Below are 15974 nucleotides of genomic sequence, written 5' to 3' on the forward strand. Positions count from 1 at the left end.
ATTTACTGTGAAGCAAAATAAATTTACGCAATTTATTAAAGCTTATTTTCAAAAAAGATTCAGTTGATTAAGAGCTTGAATTTATCATCTCTTCAGCAGCTATTCGAGTTTTATCACTGATTGTAATTCCACCTAAGATTCTTGCCACTTCATCCGTCCTTTCTTTCGGATTTAGGCTTGCAACTTGGGTAAAAGTTGAGCCATTTTTTTGCGTTTTTACAACCTTCATATGATCTTGTCCCTGCGCTGCAACCTGAGCAAGGTGCGTTACACAAATAATTTGATATCGACTTGATAATTTTTTTAACATTTGGCCAACAATTTCAGCAACTGATCCACTGATACCTACGTCGACTTCATCAAATACAACTGATGGGGTGAGCTCAGTTTTACTTGTGACAACTGAAAGTGCTAGAGATATTCTTGATAACTCTCCACCCGAGGCTACTTTACCTAGTGGCTTAAAATCCTGCCCAGCGTTAGTTTTAGTAAGAATGATAATTTCCTCCATACCATTAAGCCTTACAGATCCTTCAGAAGAGTTAATGCTAAAAGTAATTTCACTCCCAGGCATTCCAAGTTTTTGCATTAAGCTTGTAACCTCTTTTGAAAGAGACTTGCTAGCAATTACTCTTTCAGCACTCAACAACTTTGACTTAGCATAATATTCTTTCTCAAATTTACTTTGCGCGAGTAATAACTCATCTATCTTATCGCTCGATGAGCCCAACATATTGAGATTTTCTTGCAAAGCTGATTGTGCCTCAAGTAGTCCTTGAATTTGACAATTATGTTTACGACCAAGGTCATGAAGCTCATTAATTCTAGAGCTAAGTTGCACTGAATTATCTTCTTGGCTGCTAATCTTACCAAGGTAATCTGTCAAGTCATAAATTCCTTCTTGGACCTGAAGCTGGGCACTAGCCAGCAATGAATGTATTGTGTCTAACCGCGAATCAAGCTCTTTCGACTGATTAATAATATTTTCACTTTCAATTAACACATTATTAACGCCTGATTCGTTGTCAAGAGAGTCTATTATCTTAGAAATTTTTTCAACAAGCTCGCTTGCATTTGTTGAGACTTTATAGTCATCCTCAATATTATCAAGCTCATCCTGGGTCATTTCAGCTTGAATAAGCTCATTCAGTTGATGGGTTATTAACTCTTTTTGGGCTGCAAGGAGAGAGTTATTATTTTGTAAGTCTTCAACCTCATTCTTGACCGCTTGATAATTGTTGACAATATTATTTACTTCTTCACACTGCTTTTGAGTGCCGGCATAATCATCAAGTAGCAAGCGATGATGGTTCGCTCGAAGTAACAGCTGATGCTCATTTTGGCCATGCATATCAATCAAAAAACTGCCAATATCCTTTAGTGTTGATAAAGGTACATTAGAACCATTGACATATGAACGTGACTTACCATCCGAAGCAATAACCCTTCTCAAGATGCACTCACTCTCGTTTTCTAAATCCAGGCCTTCCAAAAAAGTTTGAAGCTCAGTTCCTAAATTCAAACTAAATGTAGCCACAATTTCAGCCTTACTTGCACCTTTCCTAACGAGAGACGAATCAGAACGACCTCCAGCAACTAAACTTAATGCCTGAATTAAGATTGATTTACCTGCACCCGTCTCCCCAGTCACAACAGTCATACCAGACTTAAACTCAACACTTAAGTCTTCGACAACAACTAAATTTTTTACATGTAAGTGCTCAAGCATATCTTTAATTTATTAAACTTTTTGGCCCCAATGAAGCTTTGATCTTATAATCTCAAAGTAGTCATAACCTTTTGGATGAATTAGATGGACAAAATTTTCATGTTGCTTTACTCTAAGAGCAACGCCTTCTGATGCATGAACTGAGGACTGAGCATCAAAGCTAATTGTTGCCCTATCTTCGCAATCTAAAAGAGTAATCAATACCTCACTATCGCCATCAAGAATGAACGGTCTATGACTCATTGTATGAGGGCTGATTGATACTAGGCAAATCGCATTTGTACTCGGGTGCATAATTGGGCCTCCGCTAGAAAGTGCATAAGCAGTAGAACCAGTAGGTGTGGTAACTATAATTCCATCTGCCCTCTGATTATTCACAAAGTCTCCATCAACATTCAGCTCAAACTCTATCATTCTTGGAGTTTCATTCCTATGAATTACCACCTCATTAAATGCTAGATGTTTTGACAATACTTTGCCATTTTGTTCAATTTGACAGCTTAAAAGAGATCTTTTCTCTTTAATAAACTCACCATTTAGAACAGCGCTAACTACTGGCGTCATCGAGTCAACTGAAACGTCAGCTAGAAAACCAAGGCGTCCTAAATTAACTCCAAGTATAGGAATATTGAAGTCTACATAAGTTCTTGCGGTATTCAATATGGTACCGTCACCACCGACAACAATGATTAGATCAGCATTTTTCTCAAAGTCTTTTTGATCCTCCAACAAAATAACACCAAGATCTTTAAGGAGAACACCAAGCTCCAGGGCAGTTTTTTGACTGGTAAAATCGTTTGGTTTACAGATAACGCCAATAGAATTAAACATAGGCCTTGAAATATACTAAAAAGTAACTACATAACATGTTAAATATACATTAGTTTGGTTAAAAAATGACAAAAAAGAAAGAACAAAAAACTCAAGATGATACCTCTAATGAGGCTCAAAAAGATGTACTTGATGATAACAAAAATGAAGATTTAGCGACTCAGCTTTTAGAGGCACAGCAGTCTGCGAAAGATAATTGGGACAAGCTTTTACGCTCCCAAGCCGAGATGGAAAACCTTAAAAGACGTACATCAAAAGACCTTGAGAATGCCCATAAATATGCACTTGATGGTTTTGTTAAAGCCCTATTAGAAGTCAACGACTCTCTTTCAATGGGACTTAAGCTAGCAATGGATGAAAATGCAACTCTAGCAAATACAATTGAAGGAATTGAGCTTACAAATAAAGTTTTTATGTCAACTCTTGAAAAATTTGGAGTTGAGGCTATAAATCCTGTTGATGAAAAATTTAACCCAGAACTTCATGAGGCAGTAACTATGGCGCCGATGCCAGACAAAATATCAAACACTGTTTTAGAGGTTATCCAAATTGGATTTACTTTAAATGGTCGATTAGTCCGCCCAGCACTGGTAATAGTCGTACAATAGTTGGACCCTCTACAACCCCTACTCCAACAACACTTTTTTAGAGTGTGAAACAAGTGTGAAACAAAAACGACTATCTGTATATCTTGGTTGGGTGTCTTGAACCTCCCTATTAAGATAGGTAAATTCGCAGTCAAATACTATACTTTTTGATTTTATAATCTTTAAAAGTTAGTTAAAACAAAACCCATAATAAATAAGGCTGGAATAGAAAGTATTAGAACAACTGTGAGTGTTCCTCCAACTACTTTAAACCAAAGATTTTCTTTTTGTAATAAGAAGTATCCTAAAAATCCAAAAATAAATACAAATACTAGAAAAAACAATTCAGGTGGTAAATTCATAAAAATCCTTAATTACATTTTTCATTTTGTTCAGTCATTTCACTCTTTCTTATTGTCATTGTATCAATAATATTGTGAATTTCTTTTAGTAATGAGGTGTCATTTGAATATGATTTGTCTTCACCATCATAACCAATTAACCAAAGTCCATATTTATTCTTATATCTATCTGGAACAATGTATTTATTAATATCATCTCCAACAATTCTAATGTACTTCAAATTTCTTTCTTCATTTTCACAACTATTTGTTTTAAAAAAATCGTCAGTTTCATTAATGAAATGAATATCTTTTGTAATAAAAAGGACTATTCTTTTGTCCCATGAAAATGAATTAATATATTCTTCTAAATTTATTTTTACATTTGAATTACTCATGATTGGAAACATTAACAAAGTTAACAATAGGCACAATACTTTTATCCTGTTCATCAGAGTACTTATTGTATCTAGATTCTATTAGTGCGAATTTAAATTTGTCAAAAAATTCAATCAAACTGGAGACTGTTAAATAAAAATTATGGTCAAAAAGAATTGCTCGCAAAAACAATTCCGTTACCGTAGAGTGGTTTTGCATGAACCCTTTTAAAGGGAAGAGGTAGAATACCTTTGTATGTTTAAAGGATGGTTTGGGGAAAGGAAAACACAATTTAACTTGTGGTTTAGTTTAAACAAAGAACTATACCGTCGGTTTCATGACGTCATCATTCCATCTGACAATGGAACAACTCAAGTAGATCATGTCCTAGTATCGCCATTTGGATTGTTCATAGTTGAAACAAAAAATCTGAAAGGATGGATTTTTGGATCTGAAGAAAAACCTAAATGGACACAAGTCGTTTACGGGAATAAGTATTCGTTTCAAAACCCTTTAAGACAAACACATAGACATAAAAAAGTCTTATCAAAATACCTTGATATAAAGGAATCAGATATTCAAACTGTTGTTTGTTTCGTTGGTGATTCCACATTTAAAACTGAACTACCTTCAAATGTCTTATCTTCTGGTCTTGGTCTTTACATCAAACAGTTTCAAGATACAGTTTTATCAAATAATGAAGTTGAAAGGATATGTAGTTTAATTATTAATACTGAAGGTAAGATTTCTAAAAGGGAACATATTAGATCATTACAAGACCGTCATTCATCCGACACAGTATGTCCAAGATGTGGATCTGACTTAGTTGAAAGAACTGTTAAACAAGGATCAAGAACAGGTGCCCAGTTTGTAGGATGTAGTGGTTATCCTAAATGTAAATTTACTTTAAATTAAAGATTTAAATAATCTTTAAATTCATCCTTGACATCACTACCAATGTCATTAGTTAGGTACTCGTAAACATTAAAGATACAATCATAATAAATATCAGATAAAAATTCATCAATCTTTTCATAATCCTCATGATCATGATCAACCCACCATCTTGAATGTGGATCTTCTTCAACTTCATTCATCATTTCAGAATCTAAAAACCTCAGATAGTGTTTTTCTACGTACATAATTCTGTGAATCAACATATGTAATGATCCTTCAAACATTCCGTCAACTCTAGTGATATTAAAGGAATCATCTGAAAAGTTTGTTCTAACCTTAGTAAAGTTATAGGTTGATGATTTAGTGTCATCAATAATCGTTGTTAATTCTTTTGTAACAAATCTAATTATTGAGTGTTTAACAAAGTTATTCATCATAATTTTTATTTTATTATAAATATGACTTTGTTAGGTGTCTCCAACATACAAAATCAGTCAGTCAAAAATACAACTGGATTTAACTCTTCTTACTTTGATGAACGACTACTGGATTTGTTATATTCTTCTTTATTAACTTATTAATAAATGTTTGTTTATCTTTAAGAAGTAGTTCAAGATACTCATCATTGTTGCAAAACGCCACATTACCATCTGTATCTTCAATATAAAAATAACCCCAATCAGTAATATCATCAAGACTAGTCGTTTGATCAGGTGCTAAGTGTTGAGTGTAGAAATGTTTCCACCATCTTTGAGAAATCCCTTCACTTTGTTGAAGTTGAAGTTGAAGTGACTCTAAATTTTCTGCATCAAAATCATATGTAACAAAATCCACCTCTTCATGATTTTCTACATAGTAAGTAACTGTAAAGTTTTTCATTTGCAAAATGTTACAGGACACAAAAAATATGTGGCAAAAAATCCATTTACAAAAATGGCTTTATTAATGGTGAAAAAACCCTTGATTTCACAGCACAGTTTTAGACTGCCAGAATGTCCTACTTTAAGAGGGCTTCAATTCAGTTATTTCTGAGGTACTTTTGTACATTCTGTGTTTATATTGAAATATAATTTAGTGATGATTTCAAGTGAAGAAATATAAAATGGCAACAAAAATAAATATTAAGCACACTCAAAGTGGAATGGTGAAGACAGGTTTTTATGGTTATAGTTGGACATATCTCATCTTTGGTTGGGTTGTTCCATTGTTTAGAGGTGAATTAGGTGTTGGGGCGCTTCATCTTCTTTTCACGATAGTAACTGGTGGTATTTGGCAAATTATTGTAAGTTTCCTATATAACAAACAATACATGACAAGAATGCTAATAAATGGCTGGGTTCTTGATGGGTCTGATTCAGACAAAGTTCTTGCTGGAACTTCACTAGGCATATCGACACATAATAACAACTCAAAATCGTAATAGAATTAAGTGCATAATTTAAGAATTCCAATAGAGCCCTATGAGGGTGATTTATCGGGTGTTGCGCATTACCTCGATAGAATGAATTTTCAACTGTTAACTCAAATAGCGCCTTATAAAAACAATAATATTTGGACAGCATTATCACTTCATGGGTTTGGCTCAAATGCATCAGATATATTTAAACCAGGTTTTGTAGATACAAAGGTAGAAGTTGACACTCAATTGCAGTGGACTTCGCTATTCAATGAATCTATTATGAAACCAATAAGTGAGATGATCTCTAAGCTACCTTGTAATTTTGAGAGAATTCGATTTACAAAATTAGTTGCAGGCAAGACTCTTAAAAAGCATACAGACAATATAGATGATGATATTAAAAATAAAAAGATTGCCAGGCTTCATATTCCTATTAGGACCAATAATGATGTTATTTTTACTTTTTATGAAAATGAAAATGATCTAAAAGGCAAGTTATTTAATCTCAAAACAGGGCACTATTACTACCTTGACGTTACGAAACATCATTCCGTAAGCAATAATAGCAATATTGATAGGTACCACCTAGTTATAGATTGCTTCGTAAATGATGAGTTAAAAACACTATTTAAGGGTATTTTTTGATATAAATACATTAATTTTCATAAAAATGAGCTATTTTTAGCTATTTTTTAACTAATAACAATTTTTTTATATACAAAAATAGTCAAATTACCATTTTTTAATCATTTTTTTAGATATTAAGTAATTTTTTTTAAATAATAAGCCATATTCTTAAAAAAATCGCATATTTTTGTCCCTTGACACATAACATTTAATACTCTATATTTCTTATTACTCAAGTCGGCAGGCAGTGAGAGAAAAAGGTGTGTGCCCTGTAAGAATATTTTACAAACATTTATAAATGGACTGGCTTGTGAAAGACCTTGAATTAAGCAATTATTCAGATATCCCCTCTCTTTTTGATAAAGATGGTTCAGCCTACAAAATCTTTGGAGACGAACCTGCTACATTGATCTTTATACATGGTGTTGGAATGTGTGGAGAAATATGGCAGCCTCAAGTTGAACATTTTTCAAAAGATTATCGCGTAATAACTTATGACTTTTTAGGTCATGGACAGAGCGTGCTCAAAAAGGACAAACTCACCCTAGAAGACTATGTAACTCAACTATACAATCTTGTTAATGAGATTGGAGTTACAAACTTTTCATTAATTGGACACTCAATGGGGGCAATTATTGCGGTTGCATTCGCATTAAAATATCCTAGAAAAGTTGACACACTCATTCCTATAAATATTGTCTTTAAAAGAACTAAAAAAGCCCAAGATGATGTAATTATGAGGGCTAAAGATGTCTTTACATCTCAACAAATAACTAATATTAGTCAAACACTTGAAAGGTGGTTTAAAAATAAAACCAGCCCTGATGATTTACTGAAGATTAATAATGTTCGAAGCTGGCTTAACAATACCTCGCCAAAAGCTTACGCAGAAGCTTACTATTTATTTGCTACATCTGATCGAGTTTTTGTAAATAATCTTTCAAACTTACAACCACCTGTTTTATACTTAACCGGGAGTGAAGACCCTAACTCTACTTCGCTAATGTCTGAACAAATGGCTCAAGAAACTCCAAATAGCTGGAGTGAGTCCATTGAAAGTGAGGCGCATATGATGGCATATATATCGGCAAAAAAAGTTAACCCAATAATAGAACATTTTCTTAATAACACTACCAATACTACTACATGAAAACAGAAGAAACACGGGATCTAAGACAAGCACTTGGCTCTTTTCCAACAGGGGTAACTGTGGTTACAGCCAAAGATAAAGATGGAAGTCCAGTAGGGTTTACTGCGAACTCTTTCACTTCAGTGTCGTTAGAGCCTCAATTAATATTGATATGTATTGACAAGGAGTCTTTCAACATAGAGTCGTTTTCTAAAGGTGGAAGTTTTGCAGTTAGTGTTCTCTCTGAAAGTCAGCAACATATATCAACCACTTTTGCAAGCCCTGAAACTGATCGCTTTAAGAATATTTCTTGGAAATCAAAAACTACAGGAAGCCCTATCATATCTGACTCAGTTGCCTGGTTTGATTGTGATACGGATAATATTATAGAGGGTGGCGATCACCTTATTCTTATTGGCAAGGTAAGGGAGTTTGGATACAATCCACAAACCCCACTGGTTTATTTACGAGGAAATTATGTTAATCTCGGACTTGAACAAAAAATGCTCCTTGCAATGGAAAATAAAAACACAAAAATAATTGTTGGGGCGTTAATTGAATGGCGAAAAAAAATATTTCTTCTTACAGATCAAACAACTGGAATGCTTTATTTCCCAAATGCTTCAAGACTGGGTTCAACTTCTGACGAAGAAAGTCTTCTTGGAAGTCTCCAAAAGCAAAAAATACATATCAATGAACACTATCTATTTTCAGTATTTGAAAATAATGATGATAAAACTAGTCTTATATATTACCGCACAAAAGTCGAAGATGGCTCATCTATAACTACTGGACAATTCTATGAATTTGATTCAATACCGTTTGAACTTCTAGCTGATGATGCAAGTAGAATAATGCTTAAACGCTATATTGCAGAAAGAGATTTAAATGCTTTCGGAGTATTTGTGGGTAAGGAAAGTGAAGGCAATGTAGAGGCTATAAGTAAAACTAATCAAAATGTGTAGGAGCTATTAATATGAATTTTTCTTTATTTATACAAATGGAAAGAATAGATGAGGAGCAGTCGCAAAAGCGCTTGTATGAGGAGTATGTCGAGTTATGTCAAATAGCTGATAGGTCAGGTTTCAAAACAATATGGACTGGTGAACATCACGGCATGAACTTCACTATTGCTCCAAATCCATTTGTAAATCTAGCTGATTTAGCGAATAAAACAAAGAATGTTAGGCTTGGAACTGGAACAATTATTGCTCCTTTTTGGCACCCAATAAAACTTGCTGAAGAAGCGGCAATGACCGATATTATTTCAGGAGGTCGGCTTGAAATTGGTATAGCTCGAGGAGCTTACTCTTTTGAGTATGACCGACTAGCAGGTGGTATAGATGCATTTTCAGCTGGAAGCGCTTTAAGAGAAATAGTCCCTGCTATTAAAGCTTTATGGAAAGGGGACTTCACTGGTGAAGGGGAGCATTGGTCATTTCCAAAAACTACCAGCTCACCAAAACCCCTACAATCTCCAAACCCACCTATTTGGATTGCAGCAAGGGATCAACATTCTCATGACTTTGCAGTTCAGCAGGGCTGCAATGTTCAAGTAACCCCTCTATGGCTTGGTGATGATGAGGTTGTCTCATTGATGGAAAAATTCAATAACTCCTGTGAGAAATTTAAAGATATAGAGCGTCCAAAAATAATGGTATTACGCCATACATTTGTGGGTGAGAGTGAAGAAGAAGTTGTTCAAGGCGCTAAAGATATATCTAGATTCTACTGTTATTTTGGTGCATGGTTTAAAAATGAAAGACCTATTAATCAAGGGCTTATTGAGAAACTTACGGAAGAAGAAATGTCTAAGATTGAAATGTACTCACCTGAAAAAATGCGTCAAAATAGTATTATAGGAACTCCTGATGAAGTTATTGAGCGTATTAAGTTTTGCGAGAATCTTGGTTTTGACGAATATAGTTACTGGATTGATAGTAGCATGAGCTTTGAAAAGAAAAAGAAATCTTTAGAGCTTTTTATTGACAAAGTGATGCCTGAATTTACTTAAAGAGGAAGGGACATGGAGCACTTTAAACACTACATTAATGGTAAGTTTAGTTCTGGATCAGAGCGCTTTGAGACTCTTAATCCTGCAAATGGTATGCCATGGGCAACCTTTCCATCTGCAACAGAAGATGAGTCTAACTTTGCTATAGAGTCTGCACATAAAGCACTCTATGATGGTGCCTGGTCAAACCTTACCGCCACTCAAAGAGGGAAGTTAATTCATAGGCTTGGTGATTTAATCTCTGAACATGCTAGCGAATTAGGTGATCTCGAGACTAGGGATAGTGGAAAATTAGCGGTTGAAACTCGCGCTCAATCCAGCTATGTTTCTGACTATTACTATTACTATGCGGGCCTAGCAGACAAAATACAGGGAGAAGTTCTTCCTATTGACAAGCCTGATATGCGTGTTTTTACAACCCGTGAACCTATTGGGGTTGTTGTTGCTATTGTTCCTTGGAATGCTCAACTTTTCCTTTCAGCAACGAAAATAGCTCCTGCTTTAGCTGCTGGCAATACACTAGTAGTAAAAGCGTCGGAGCAGGCCCCAGCTGCATTATTTAAATTTGCTGAATTGGTTGAAAAAAGTGGCTTTCCTTCTGGAGTTATAAATATCATAACTGGCTTTGCAGAGCCCTGTGGGCGTGTATTAACTACGCATCCAAAAGTTGCGAGAATTGCTTTTACTGGAGGCACTGAAGTTGCGAGACATATTGTTAGGAATAGTGCTGAAAACTTTGCTCATGTAAGTCTTGAGCTTGGTGGTAAATCACCCATGCTAATATTTGAAGACTGCAATATTGATGGGGCAGTAAATGGCATTATTGCAGGAAACTTTGGAGCTTCTGGGCAAAGCTGTGTTGCTGGCTCGCGCGTTTTTATTCAAAGATCAATACACTCTAAAATAGTTGACAAGATTAAAGAGCGCGCAAAAAATATTATAGTTGGTGACCCCTTAGATAGTGATACACAGGTTGGTCCTCTTGCCACAAAACATCAGGTCGAAAGAGCGCTAAGCGTTGTTAAACAGTCTATTAAGCAAGGAGCTAGCCTTATTTTTGGAGGGAACAAGCCAAGTCATAAAAAAGAAGGATGGTACTTTGAGCCTACTCTACTTGATTGTCCTAATCAGGAATTTGATTGCGTTAAAACAGAACTATTTGCACCAGTAATAAGTGTCATTGCATTTGACACTGAGGAAGAAGCCATAAGGATGGCAAATGACTCTGCTTATGGTCTTGGTGCAGGAGTATTTACTGAAAACCTAGCAAGAGCTCATCGCGTTAGTGAAAAAATACAGTCTGGGATTGTTTGGATTAATACTTATCGAGCAATATCACCTATTGCTCCTTTTGGTGGAGTGAAGCAAAGTGGTGGTAGCAGAGAGGCAGGCATAGATGCTATTCATGAATACACTAGAACTAAAACAACCTGGATTAATACCTCTTCTGAACCAATGAGCAATCCTTTTATAATGAGATAAATAATCTTTAAAAAATTAACGGAGTAAATAATGGACAAAGAATTATTCGAACTAGGCTTATCAAAGAGAAAAGCAACCCTTGGAAGTGACTATGTAGAAAAAAACCTAGAGGCCGCTGATGATTTTAATGAAGACTTTCAAAAACAAATGACTGAGTGGTGCTGGGGCTTTGGATGGGGTGATGACACCATTAATGAAAAAACTAGGTCTATGATGAATCTAACAATGATTGCTGCCCTTGGAAAAATGGATGAATGGGAAATCCACCTCAAAGGAGCTTTAACGAATGGAGTAAGTAAGGATGAGATTAAATCAATACTCCATGTTATTGCAATCTATTGCGGAGTTCCTCAAGGAGTTGAGTGTTTTAAAATTGCAAGAAAAGTTTTAGAGAATGCTGGTGAGATTTAAGTGCCAAAAAATTCTTACAATTACTTGGATATAACTTAAATGACTTTTGGATATCTATGAGATTTGATTTTGTTCCATTTTTTAATCCAGGAGAAAATATTCCTTGGAATCGTGTTGTTAAAATGATGCGTGAGCAAACGAATTTAGCTGAACAGGCTGATTTCACAACTGTTTGGCTTACAGAGCATCACTTTGCACACAATGGTTATCTAAATGCCCCACCTAATCCAATAATGATGTCTCTTGATCTAGCTTCTCACTCAAAAAGAATAAGAGTAGGTCAGGCACCAATCGTTCTTCCTGATTGGCATCCATTAAGAGTGGCAGAAGATATAGCACTGCTTGATAACATGACTGAAGGAAGGGTTGATTTTGGAGTTGCCAAGGGTATTAATGAAAGGGTGACAATTCAATTCAATAAAGAGGCTGATCGAAGAGATAATGAAAAAAGCTACAGACTATTCATGGAGTCTCTTGAAGTCATATTAAAAGCATGGACCCAAGATCCATTTTCACATAAGGGAGAGTTTTATGAGTTCCCTGTTCCCGGTTGGAAAGAATCAAACCGATTCTTAATGCCTCTTGAAAAAGAATATCACTCAAAAGAAGGTGAATATACTGGTATGTATATCCATCCTAGGCCTTATCAAAATCCACATCCTCCAGTATGGCTAATGTCGAATTCACCACACACCTATAAATTAGCTGCTGAGAGAGGATTTAAGGTGATTGGCATGTCGAGCCCTCCAGGAAAGCTTGTAAGTTGTTGGGATGCCTATGCCAATGCAGAGTCACATGATGGGGCAAAATACCAAAGAGGGGATGGTGTTGGAGTATGCACCGTTATTTATGTTGCTGAAACAATGGAGCAGGCTGACAAAGATGCTAGAGCTGCAATCAATGGCTATTATGAATATCTAAGTGGTTCGAGACCAGAAGGAAGTTGGACTAGAAAAGCCTATCTAGATGAAGATGCCAATCCAACTGATGAAGATCTCAATGGAGAGTGGTTTGATTTCCTTATGAAGTATGAACTGATATGGGTTGGTGATGCAGACTATGTTGCTGAGAAAATTGATAAGCTTAATAAATCAATTGGTCTAAATCATATTATGCTGCTTCAACAATTTCCAGGATTTGACTATCAAAAAATACTCAAAAGCATGGCTTTATTTTCGGAGAGGGTTATGCCCAGGTTTAATCCAGATGGAGTTTAAGAATAGGAGATTAAATAAATGTTAGAAGTTTGGGGTAGAAAAAATGCTAATCAAGTTATACAGGTCCTTTGGACTCTATCTGAGTTAGGTGTTGATTACAAAAGGCACTCTATAGGAACTGAATCAGGTGATCTAGATGCTGATGATTATAAATCCCTTAACCCTAACTCAAAAATACCTACTATTCGTGACAATGGGTTTGTATTGTGGGAATCCCATGCAATAATTCGCTATCTTGCAAGGCAGTATGGTTTTGGTAATCTTTATCCTAAAGATCCTCAAAAGGCGGCAATCTCTGATCAATGGATGACCTGGTCTACAGATGGTTTTATGGGAACTTTTTTTCCTGTTTTTTGGCAGCTTGTTCGAACTGAAGAGTCACAAAGAGATTATAACAAGATTGCTGAAATGGCAAAGCAGAGTGCTGAAGTACTGAAAGTGCTTGAGGGGCATTTAGATAATAATAAATTTGTTGCTGGTGATGATTTTACTTATGGTGACATTCCTCTTGGTGTTTTAATACATAAGTACTTTGTCCTTGATATTAAAAGACCATCAATGCCTGGAATTGAAGCATGGTATCAAAGACTAACTGAGAGAAATCCTTACAAAGAACACGCAATGCAGCCATTTGGCAACTCACCTGAAGAATTCTTGAAATTACAAACCAAAGGTGAGAAAAATTTATAATTAACTTCTATGTCAATCTTTAATTCAAATATTTCAACAAAAGAAGCAGGAATAACCACCGATCTGCTTGATAAAATTACTAATGCCTACAATCAAAATGATATTGATAAAGTAATGTCATTTTTTGCGGAAGATGTGGTGTTTGACCACGCAACAGGGCCTAATATCAATGGTACTCGGTTTTCTGGACTGGATACTATCAGAGGAATTTTCGAGGGACTGTTTAATAGTGTTGAGAGTGTTCAATGGACCCCAATTGATACCAGGATTTCTGGAGACAAAGCTTACTGTGAATTTCATCGACTTGCAAAACTCAAATCTGGTGAAACTCAAGACTTTTTGAGTATTGATATCTTGACATTCCGTGATGGACTAATTATCCATAAAGATACTTTTTATAAAAGTAGAACTAACTAAAAAGGATTTTAAATGACAAGAACTAAAGCCATTGACCCAATATTAGAGAAGGGTTATAACGTAAGATTATTAGTTGATGATTTTGACGGTCTTATTAATAAATGGACTAAAAGAAGCGCCACTTTCAGAGCTACTGTAGATTCCTCAATTGATTGTCAATATGGAAGTGGTGAAAAAGATAAGCTAGATATTTTTCGTTGTGGACAAGATAATGCGCCGCTATTCATTTTTATTCATGGTGGATACTGGCAGCGAGGTGATAAATCATTCTATAGCTTTGTAGCTGAGTCATTTGTGCAATCTGGGATTGATGTTGCTCTTATTGGCTATCAACTATGTCCTGGTGCAAGCATGACCAATATTGTTGAAAAAATACAAGAGGCTATCATTTGGTTGTGGCGAAATGCTGATAAGTACTCAATTTCAAAAAATCGAATTAATATTTCTGGACATTCTGCAGGTGGCCATATCACTGGTATGGTTCTTGCAACAGATTGGCAACAAATATCCAATGACTTACCAAAAAATATTGTAAAGACAGGTATTCCAATAAGTGGCCTTTATCAACTCGATCCAATTAGAGAGACAACAATAGGTGATGCGCTAGGCTTAGATGATAAGGAAAGCAAAGCATTAAGCCCTCATTTCTTTGAACCAAAAACAAGCGCTCCCATTCTAGTAGCACTTGGTGATGGAGAGACTCCTGAATTTCATTGGCAAACTAATAAATTTGTTGAAAAGTGGAAAGAGCATAATGCTCCGCTTGATTATCATGCAGAACCAGATGTAGATCACTTTGGAGTAGTAGAGCGGCTTGCAAATAAGGACTCTCAGATTTTCATAAAAGTAAAGAATTGGTTGCTTTAAATAAACTTATTAATGTACTACTTTAGAATCCTTATTTTTTTGAGCTAGCTATTGCGACTGCAAATACTATTAATAAAACCCCAATTATTGAGATAAAGTTCATAGTTTCATCAAATAAATACCAAGCTTGGATAGCAACAAGAGCTGGAACTAGATAAAAATAACTACCAACTCTTGCTAAAGCATCTTGCTTTATCATTGTCATTAATAACAGCACTGCACCGATTGATAGGCCAAAGACCTGCCAAGCTAGGGTAATCATAAATGCATTAGTCCAAAGAATATCACCAGTCTCAAAACAAAGGGACATAATAATGCATAGTATAAAAGCACCAAGGTATTGGATCAAAGTTCCACTAATTAAATCCATATCACTACAAAATCGCTTTTGATAAATAGTCCCTAGAGAGATACCAACTAGCGACCCAAAGACAGCTAAAACTGCCAGAAAAGAAAAACCAGTAAAAAATCCCTCAATAGCTAAATCAAACTTTTCAAATAAAACCAAATATAGTCCTAAAAACCCTATTATTAAACCTATCCATTGTTTTCTTATAATCCTCTCATGGAGAATTATTCCTGCAATAAAGGCCATTCCTAGTGGCTGAAGTCCAATAATCATAGCCGTAAGTCCAATAGGTATTTCCCACTTAATAGCTTGAAAAACACCACCAAGATAAACTCCATGAATTAATAAACCTGTTACCATCAAGTGAATAAATGCCATGCCAGAACTTGGCCAAATGCTTTTCTTAACTTGCATAATTATAAATAGCACTATTAATGTAAGGCCATTACGGTAAGACAACAAAGTAAAAGGTTCTGCATATGGAAGGCCATATTTTGCAGCCACAAAGCCTGTACTCCATATCAAAACAAATAGCCATGGAATCAAACGGGGACTTAAAGTAAGATTTTTCATAAAAAACACCAAAAATTCATTTACTTAATAAATCAC

At 35.3% G+C, this 15974-nt stretch carries 20 protein-coding genes; 13 read left to right on the plus strand and 7 right to left on the minus strand.

Annotation, left to right across the window (positions count from 1 at the left end):
* Positions 1 to 67 precede the first annotated feature (67 nt).
* Positions 68 to 1729: a DNA repair protein RecN gene (gene recN / locus ABXT51_RS08695; RefSeq protein ID WP_416695420.1), complete on the minus strand. Its 1662-nt coding sequence runs from the start codon at positions 1727 to 1729 to the stop codon at positions 68 to 70.
* A gap of 12 nt (positions 1730 to 1741) precedes the next feature.
* Positions 1742 to 2560, minus strand: coding sequence for an NAD(+)/NADH kinase (locus ABXT51_RS08700; RefSeq protein WP_416695422.1), 819 nt, complete (start codon positions 2558 to 2560; stop codon positions 1742 to 1744).
* Between the two features lie 65 nt (positions 2561 to 2625).
* Between ABXT51_RS08700 and grpE the strand changes: the two genes are divergently transcribed.
* Complete coding sequence (gene grpE / locus ABXT51_RS08705) at positions 2626 to 3168, plus strand: nucleotide exchange factor GrpE (RefSeq protein ID WP_416695424.1); 543 nt, start codon at positions 2626 to 2628, stop codon at positions 3166 to 3168.
* A 161-nt stretch (positions 3169 to 3329) separates the two neighbouring features.
* Here the strand turns inward: grpE and ABXT51_RS08710 are convergent, their stop codons facing one another.
* Positions 3330 to 3509 carry a hypothetical protein gene (locus tag ABXT51_RS08710; RefSeq protein ID WP_416695426.1) on the minus strand — a complete coding sequence of 60 codons (180 nt, stop codon included), beginning with the start codon at positions 3507 to 3509 and terminating at the stop codon, positions 3330 to 3332.
* A gap of 8 nt (positions 3510 to 3517) precedes the next feature.
* Positions 3518 to 3922 (minus strand): DUF4174 domain-containing protein, encoded by a 405-nt coding sequence (locus tag ABXT51_RS08715; RefSeq protein WP_416695428.1) that lies wholly within the window; start codon positions 3920 to 3922, stop codon positions 3518 to 3520.
* 199 nt (positions 3923 to 4121) lie between these two features.
* Between ABXT51_RS08715 and ABXT51_RS08720 the strand changes: the two genes are divergently transcribed.
* Positions 4122 to 4781: an NERD domain-containing protein gene (locus ABXT51_RS08720; protein ID WP_416695430.1), complete on the plus strand. Its 660-nt coding sequence runs from the start codon at positions 4122 to 4124 to the stop codon at positions 4779 to 4781.
* Here ABXT51_RS08720 and ABXT51_RS08725 read toward each other — a convergent pair.
* Entirely contained in the window at positions 4778 to 5200 is a 423-nt protein-coding gene (locus tag ABXT51_RS08725) for a hypothetical protein (RefSeq protein ID WP_416695432.1), read from the minus strand. The genes ABXT51_RS08720 and ABXT51_RS08725 overlap by 4 nt on opposite strands.
* Positions 5201 to 5279: 79 nt before the next feature.
* Positions 5280 to 5642 carry a hypothetical protein gene (locus ABXT51_RS08730; protein WP_416651983.1) on the minus strand — a complete coding sequence of 121 codons (363 nt, stop codon included), beginning with the start codon at positions 5640 to 5642 and terminating at the stop codon, positions 5280 to 5282.
* A gap of 223 nt (positions 5643 to 5865) precedes the next feature.
* Here ABXT51_RS08730 and ABXT51_RS08735 point away from each other — a divergent pair, with 223 nt between their 5' ends.
* From ABXT51_RS08735 to ABXT51_RS08785, 11 genes are all read left to right on the plus strand, one after another.
* Positions 5866 to 6183: a hypothetical protein gene (locus tag ABXT51_RS08735; protein ID WP_416695434.1), complete on the plus strand. Its 318-nt coding sequence runs from the start codon at positions 5866 to 5868 to the stop codon at positions 6181 to 6183.
* A 9-nt stretch (positions 6184 to 6192) separates the two neighbouring features.
* Positions 6193 to 6807, plus strand: coding sequence for an aspartyl/asparaginyl beta-hydroxylase domain-containing protein (locus tag ABXT51_RS08740; RefSeq protein ID WP_416695436.1), 615 nt, complete (start codon positions 6193 to 6195; stop codon positions 6805 to 6807).
* A 292-nt stretch (positions 6808 to 7099) separates the two neighbouring features.
* On the plus strand, positions 7100 to 7939 hold the full coding sequence (locus ABXT51_RS08745) for an alpha/beta fold hydrolase (RefSeq protein ID WP_416695438.1): 840 nt from the start codon (positions 7100 to 7102) through the stop codon (positions 7937 to 7939).
* Complete coding sequence (locus ABXT51_RS08750) at positions 7936 to 8883, plus strand: flavin reductase family protein (protein WP_416677989.1); 948 nt, start codon at positions 7936 to 7938, stop codon at positions 8881 to 8883. Before ABXT51_RS08745 ends, ABXT51_RS08750 begins: the two co-directional genes overlap by 4 nt.
* 11 nt (positions 8884 to 8894) lie before the next feature.
* Complete coding sequence (locus tag ABXT51_RS08755) at positions 8895 to 9932, plus strand: LLM class flavin-dependent oxidoreductase (RefSeq protein ID WP_416695440.1); 1038 nt, start codon at positions 8895 to 8897, stop codon at positions 9930 to 9932.
* Between the two features lie 12 nt (positions 9933 to 9944).
* A complete protein-coding gene (locus ABXT51_RS08760) occupies positions 9945 to 11414 on the plus strand; it encodes an aldehyde dehydrogenase (protein ID WP_416695442.1) in 1470 nt (489 codons plus the stop codon).
* A gap of 30 nt (positions 11415 to 11444) precedes the next feature.
* Positions 11445 to 11825, plus strand: a complete 381-nt coding sequence (locus ABXT51_RS08765; protein WP_416677993.1) for a carboxymuconolactone decarboxylase family protein — start codon at positions 11445 to 11447, stop codon at positions 11823 to 11825.
* 56 nt (positions 11826 to 11881) lie between these two features.
* Entirely contained in the window at positions 11882 to 13042 is a 1161-nt protein-coding gene (locus ABXT51_RS08770) for an LLM class flavin-dependent oxidoreductase (protein ID WP_416695444.1), read from the plus strand.
* An 18-nt stretch (positions 13043 to 13060) separates the two neighbouring features.
* Complete coding sequence (locus ABXT51_RS08775; RefSeq protein ID WP_416651999.1) at positions 13061 to 13732, plus strand: glutathione S-transferase family protein; 672 nt, start codon at positions 13061 to 13063, stop codon at positions 13730 to 13732.
* Positions 13733 to 13741: 9 nt separating this feature from the next.
* Positions 13742 to 14149, plus strand: a complete 408-nt coding sequence (locus ABXT51_RS08780) for a nuclear transport factor 2 family protein (protein WP_416695446.1) — start codon at positions 13742 to 13744, stop codon at positions 14147 to 14149.
* A 12-nt stretch (positions 14150 to 14161) separates the two neighbouring features.
* Complete coding sequence (locus ABXT51_RS08785) at positions 14162 to 15016, plus strand: alpha/beta hydrolase (protein WP_416695448.1); 855 nt, start codon at positions 14162 to 14164, stop codon at positions 15014 to 15016.
* Between the two features lie 31 nt (positions 15017 to 15047).
* On the opposite strand, the gene ABXT51_RS08790 is transcribed toward ABXT51_RS08785, so the two are convergent.
* Positions 15048 to 15938: a DMT family transporter gene (locus ABXT51_RS08790; protein WP_416695450.1), complete on the minus strand. Its 891-nt coding sequence runs from the start codon at positions 15936 to 15938 to the stop codon at positions 15048 to 15050.
* Between the last annotated feature and the right edge of the window lie 36 nt (positions 15939 to 15974).

Source organism: Candidatus Pseudothioglobus sp. Uisw_050_01 (genome assembly GCF_048085775.1).
Lineage (GTDB): Bacteria > Pseudomonadota > Gammaproteobacteria > PS1 > Pseudothioglobaceae > Pseudothioglobus.

Bases quoted from the DNA above. Each gene is read 5' to 3' on its own strand.
- ABXT51_RS08710 (WP_416695426.1), bottom strand. From the start codon at position 3,509: ATGAATTTACCACCTGAATTGTTTTTTCTAGTATTTGTATTTATTTTT.
- ABXT51_RS08780 (WP_416695446.1), top strand. From the start codon at position 13,742: ATGTCAATCTTTAATTCAAATATTTCAACAAAAGAAGCAGGAATAACC.
- ABXT51_RS08755 (WP_416695440.1), top strand. From the start codon at position 8,895: ATGAATTTTTCTTTATTTATACAAATGGAAAGAATAGATGAGGAGCAG.
- ABXT51_RS08775 (WP_416651999.1), top strand. From the start codon at position 13,061: ATGTTAGAAGTTTGGGGTAGAAAAAATGCTAATCAAGTTATACAGGTC.
- ABXT51_RS08700 (WP_416695422.1), bottom strand. From the start codon at position 2,560: ATGTTTAATTCTATTGGCGTTATCTGTAAACCAAACGATTTTACCAGT.
- ABXT51_RS08770 (WP_416695444.1), top strand. From the start codon at position 11,882: ATGAGATTTGATTTTGTTCCATTTTTTAATCCAGGAGAAAATATTCCT.
- recN (WP_416695420.1), bottom strand. From the start codon at position 1,729: ATGCTTGAGCACTTACATGTAAAAAATTTAGTTGTTGTCGAAGACTTA.
- ABXT51_RS08750 (WP_416677989.1), top strand. From the start codon at position 7,936: ATGAAAACAGAAGAAACACGGGATCTAAGACAAGCACTTGGCTCTTTT.
- ABXT51_RS08765 (WP_416677993.1), top strand. From the start codon at position 11,445: ATGGACAAAGAATTATTCGAACTAGGCTTATCAAAGAGAAAAGCAACC.
- ABXT51_RS08725 (WP_416695432.1), bottom strand. From the start codon at position 5,200: ATGATGAATAACTTTGTTAAACACTCAATAATTAGATTTGTTACAAAA.
- ABXT51_RS08730 (WP_416651983.1), bottom strand. From the start codon at position 5,642: ATGAAAAACTTTACAGTTACTTACTATGTAGAAAATCATGAAGAGGTG.
- ABXT51_RS08790 (WP_416695450.1), bottom strand. From the start codon at position 15,938: ATGAAAAATCTTACTTTAAGTCCCCGTTTGATTCCATGGCTATTTGTT.
- ABXT51_RS08720 (WP_416695430.1), top strand. From the start codon at position 4,122: ATGTTTAAAGGATGGTTTGGGGAAAGGAAAACACAATTTAACTTGTGG.
- ABXT51_RS08785 (WP_416695448.1), top strand. From the start codon at position 14,162: ATGACAAGAACTAAAGCCATTGACCCAATATTAGAGAAGGGTTATAAC.
- ABXT51_RS08760 (WP_416695442.1), top strand. From the start codon at position 9,945: ATGGAGCACTTTAAACACTACATTAATGGTAAGTTTAGTTCTGGATCA.
- grpE (WP_416695424.1), top strand. From the start codon at position 2,626: ATGACAAAAAAGAAAGAACAAAAAACTCAAGATGATACCTCTAATGAG.
- ABXT51_RS08735 (WP_416695434.1), top strand. From the start codon at position 5,866: ATGGCAACAAAAATAAATATTAAGCACACTCAAAGTGGAATGGTGAAG.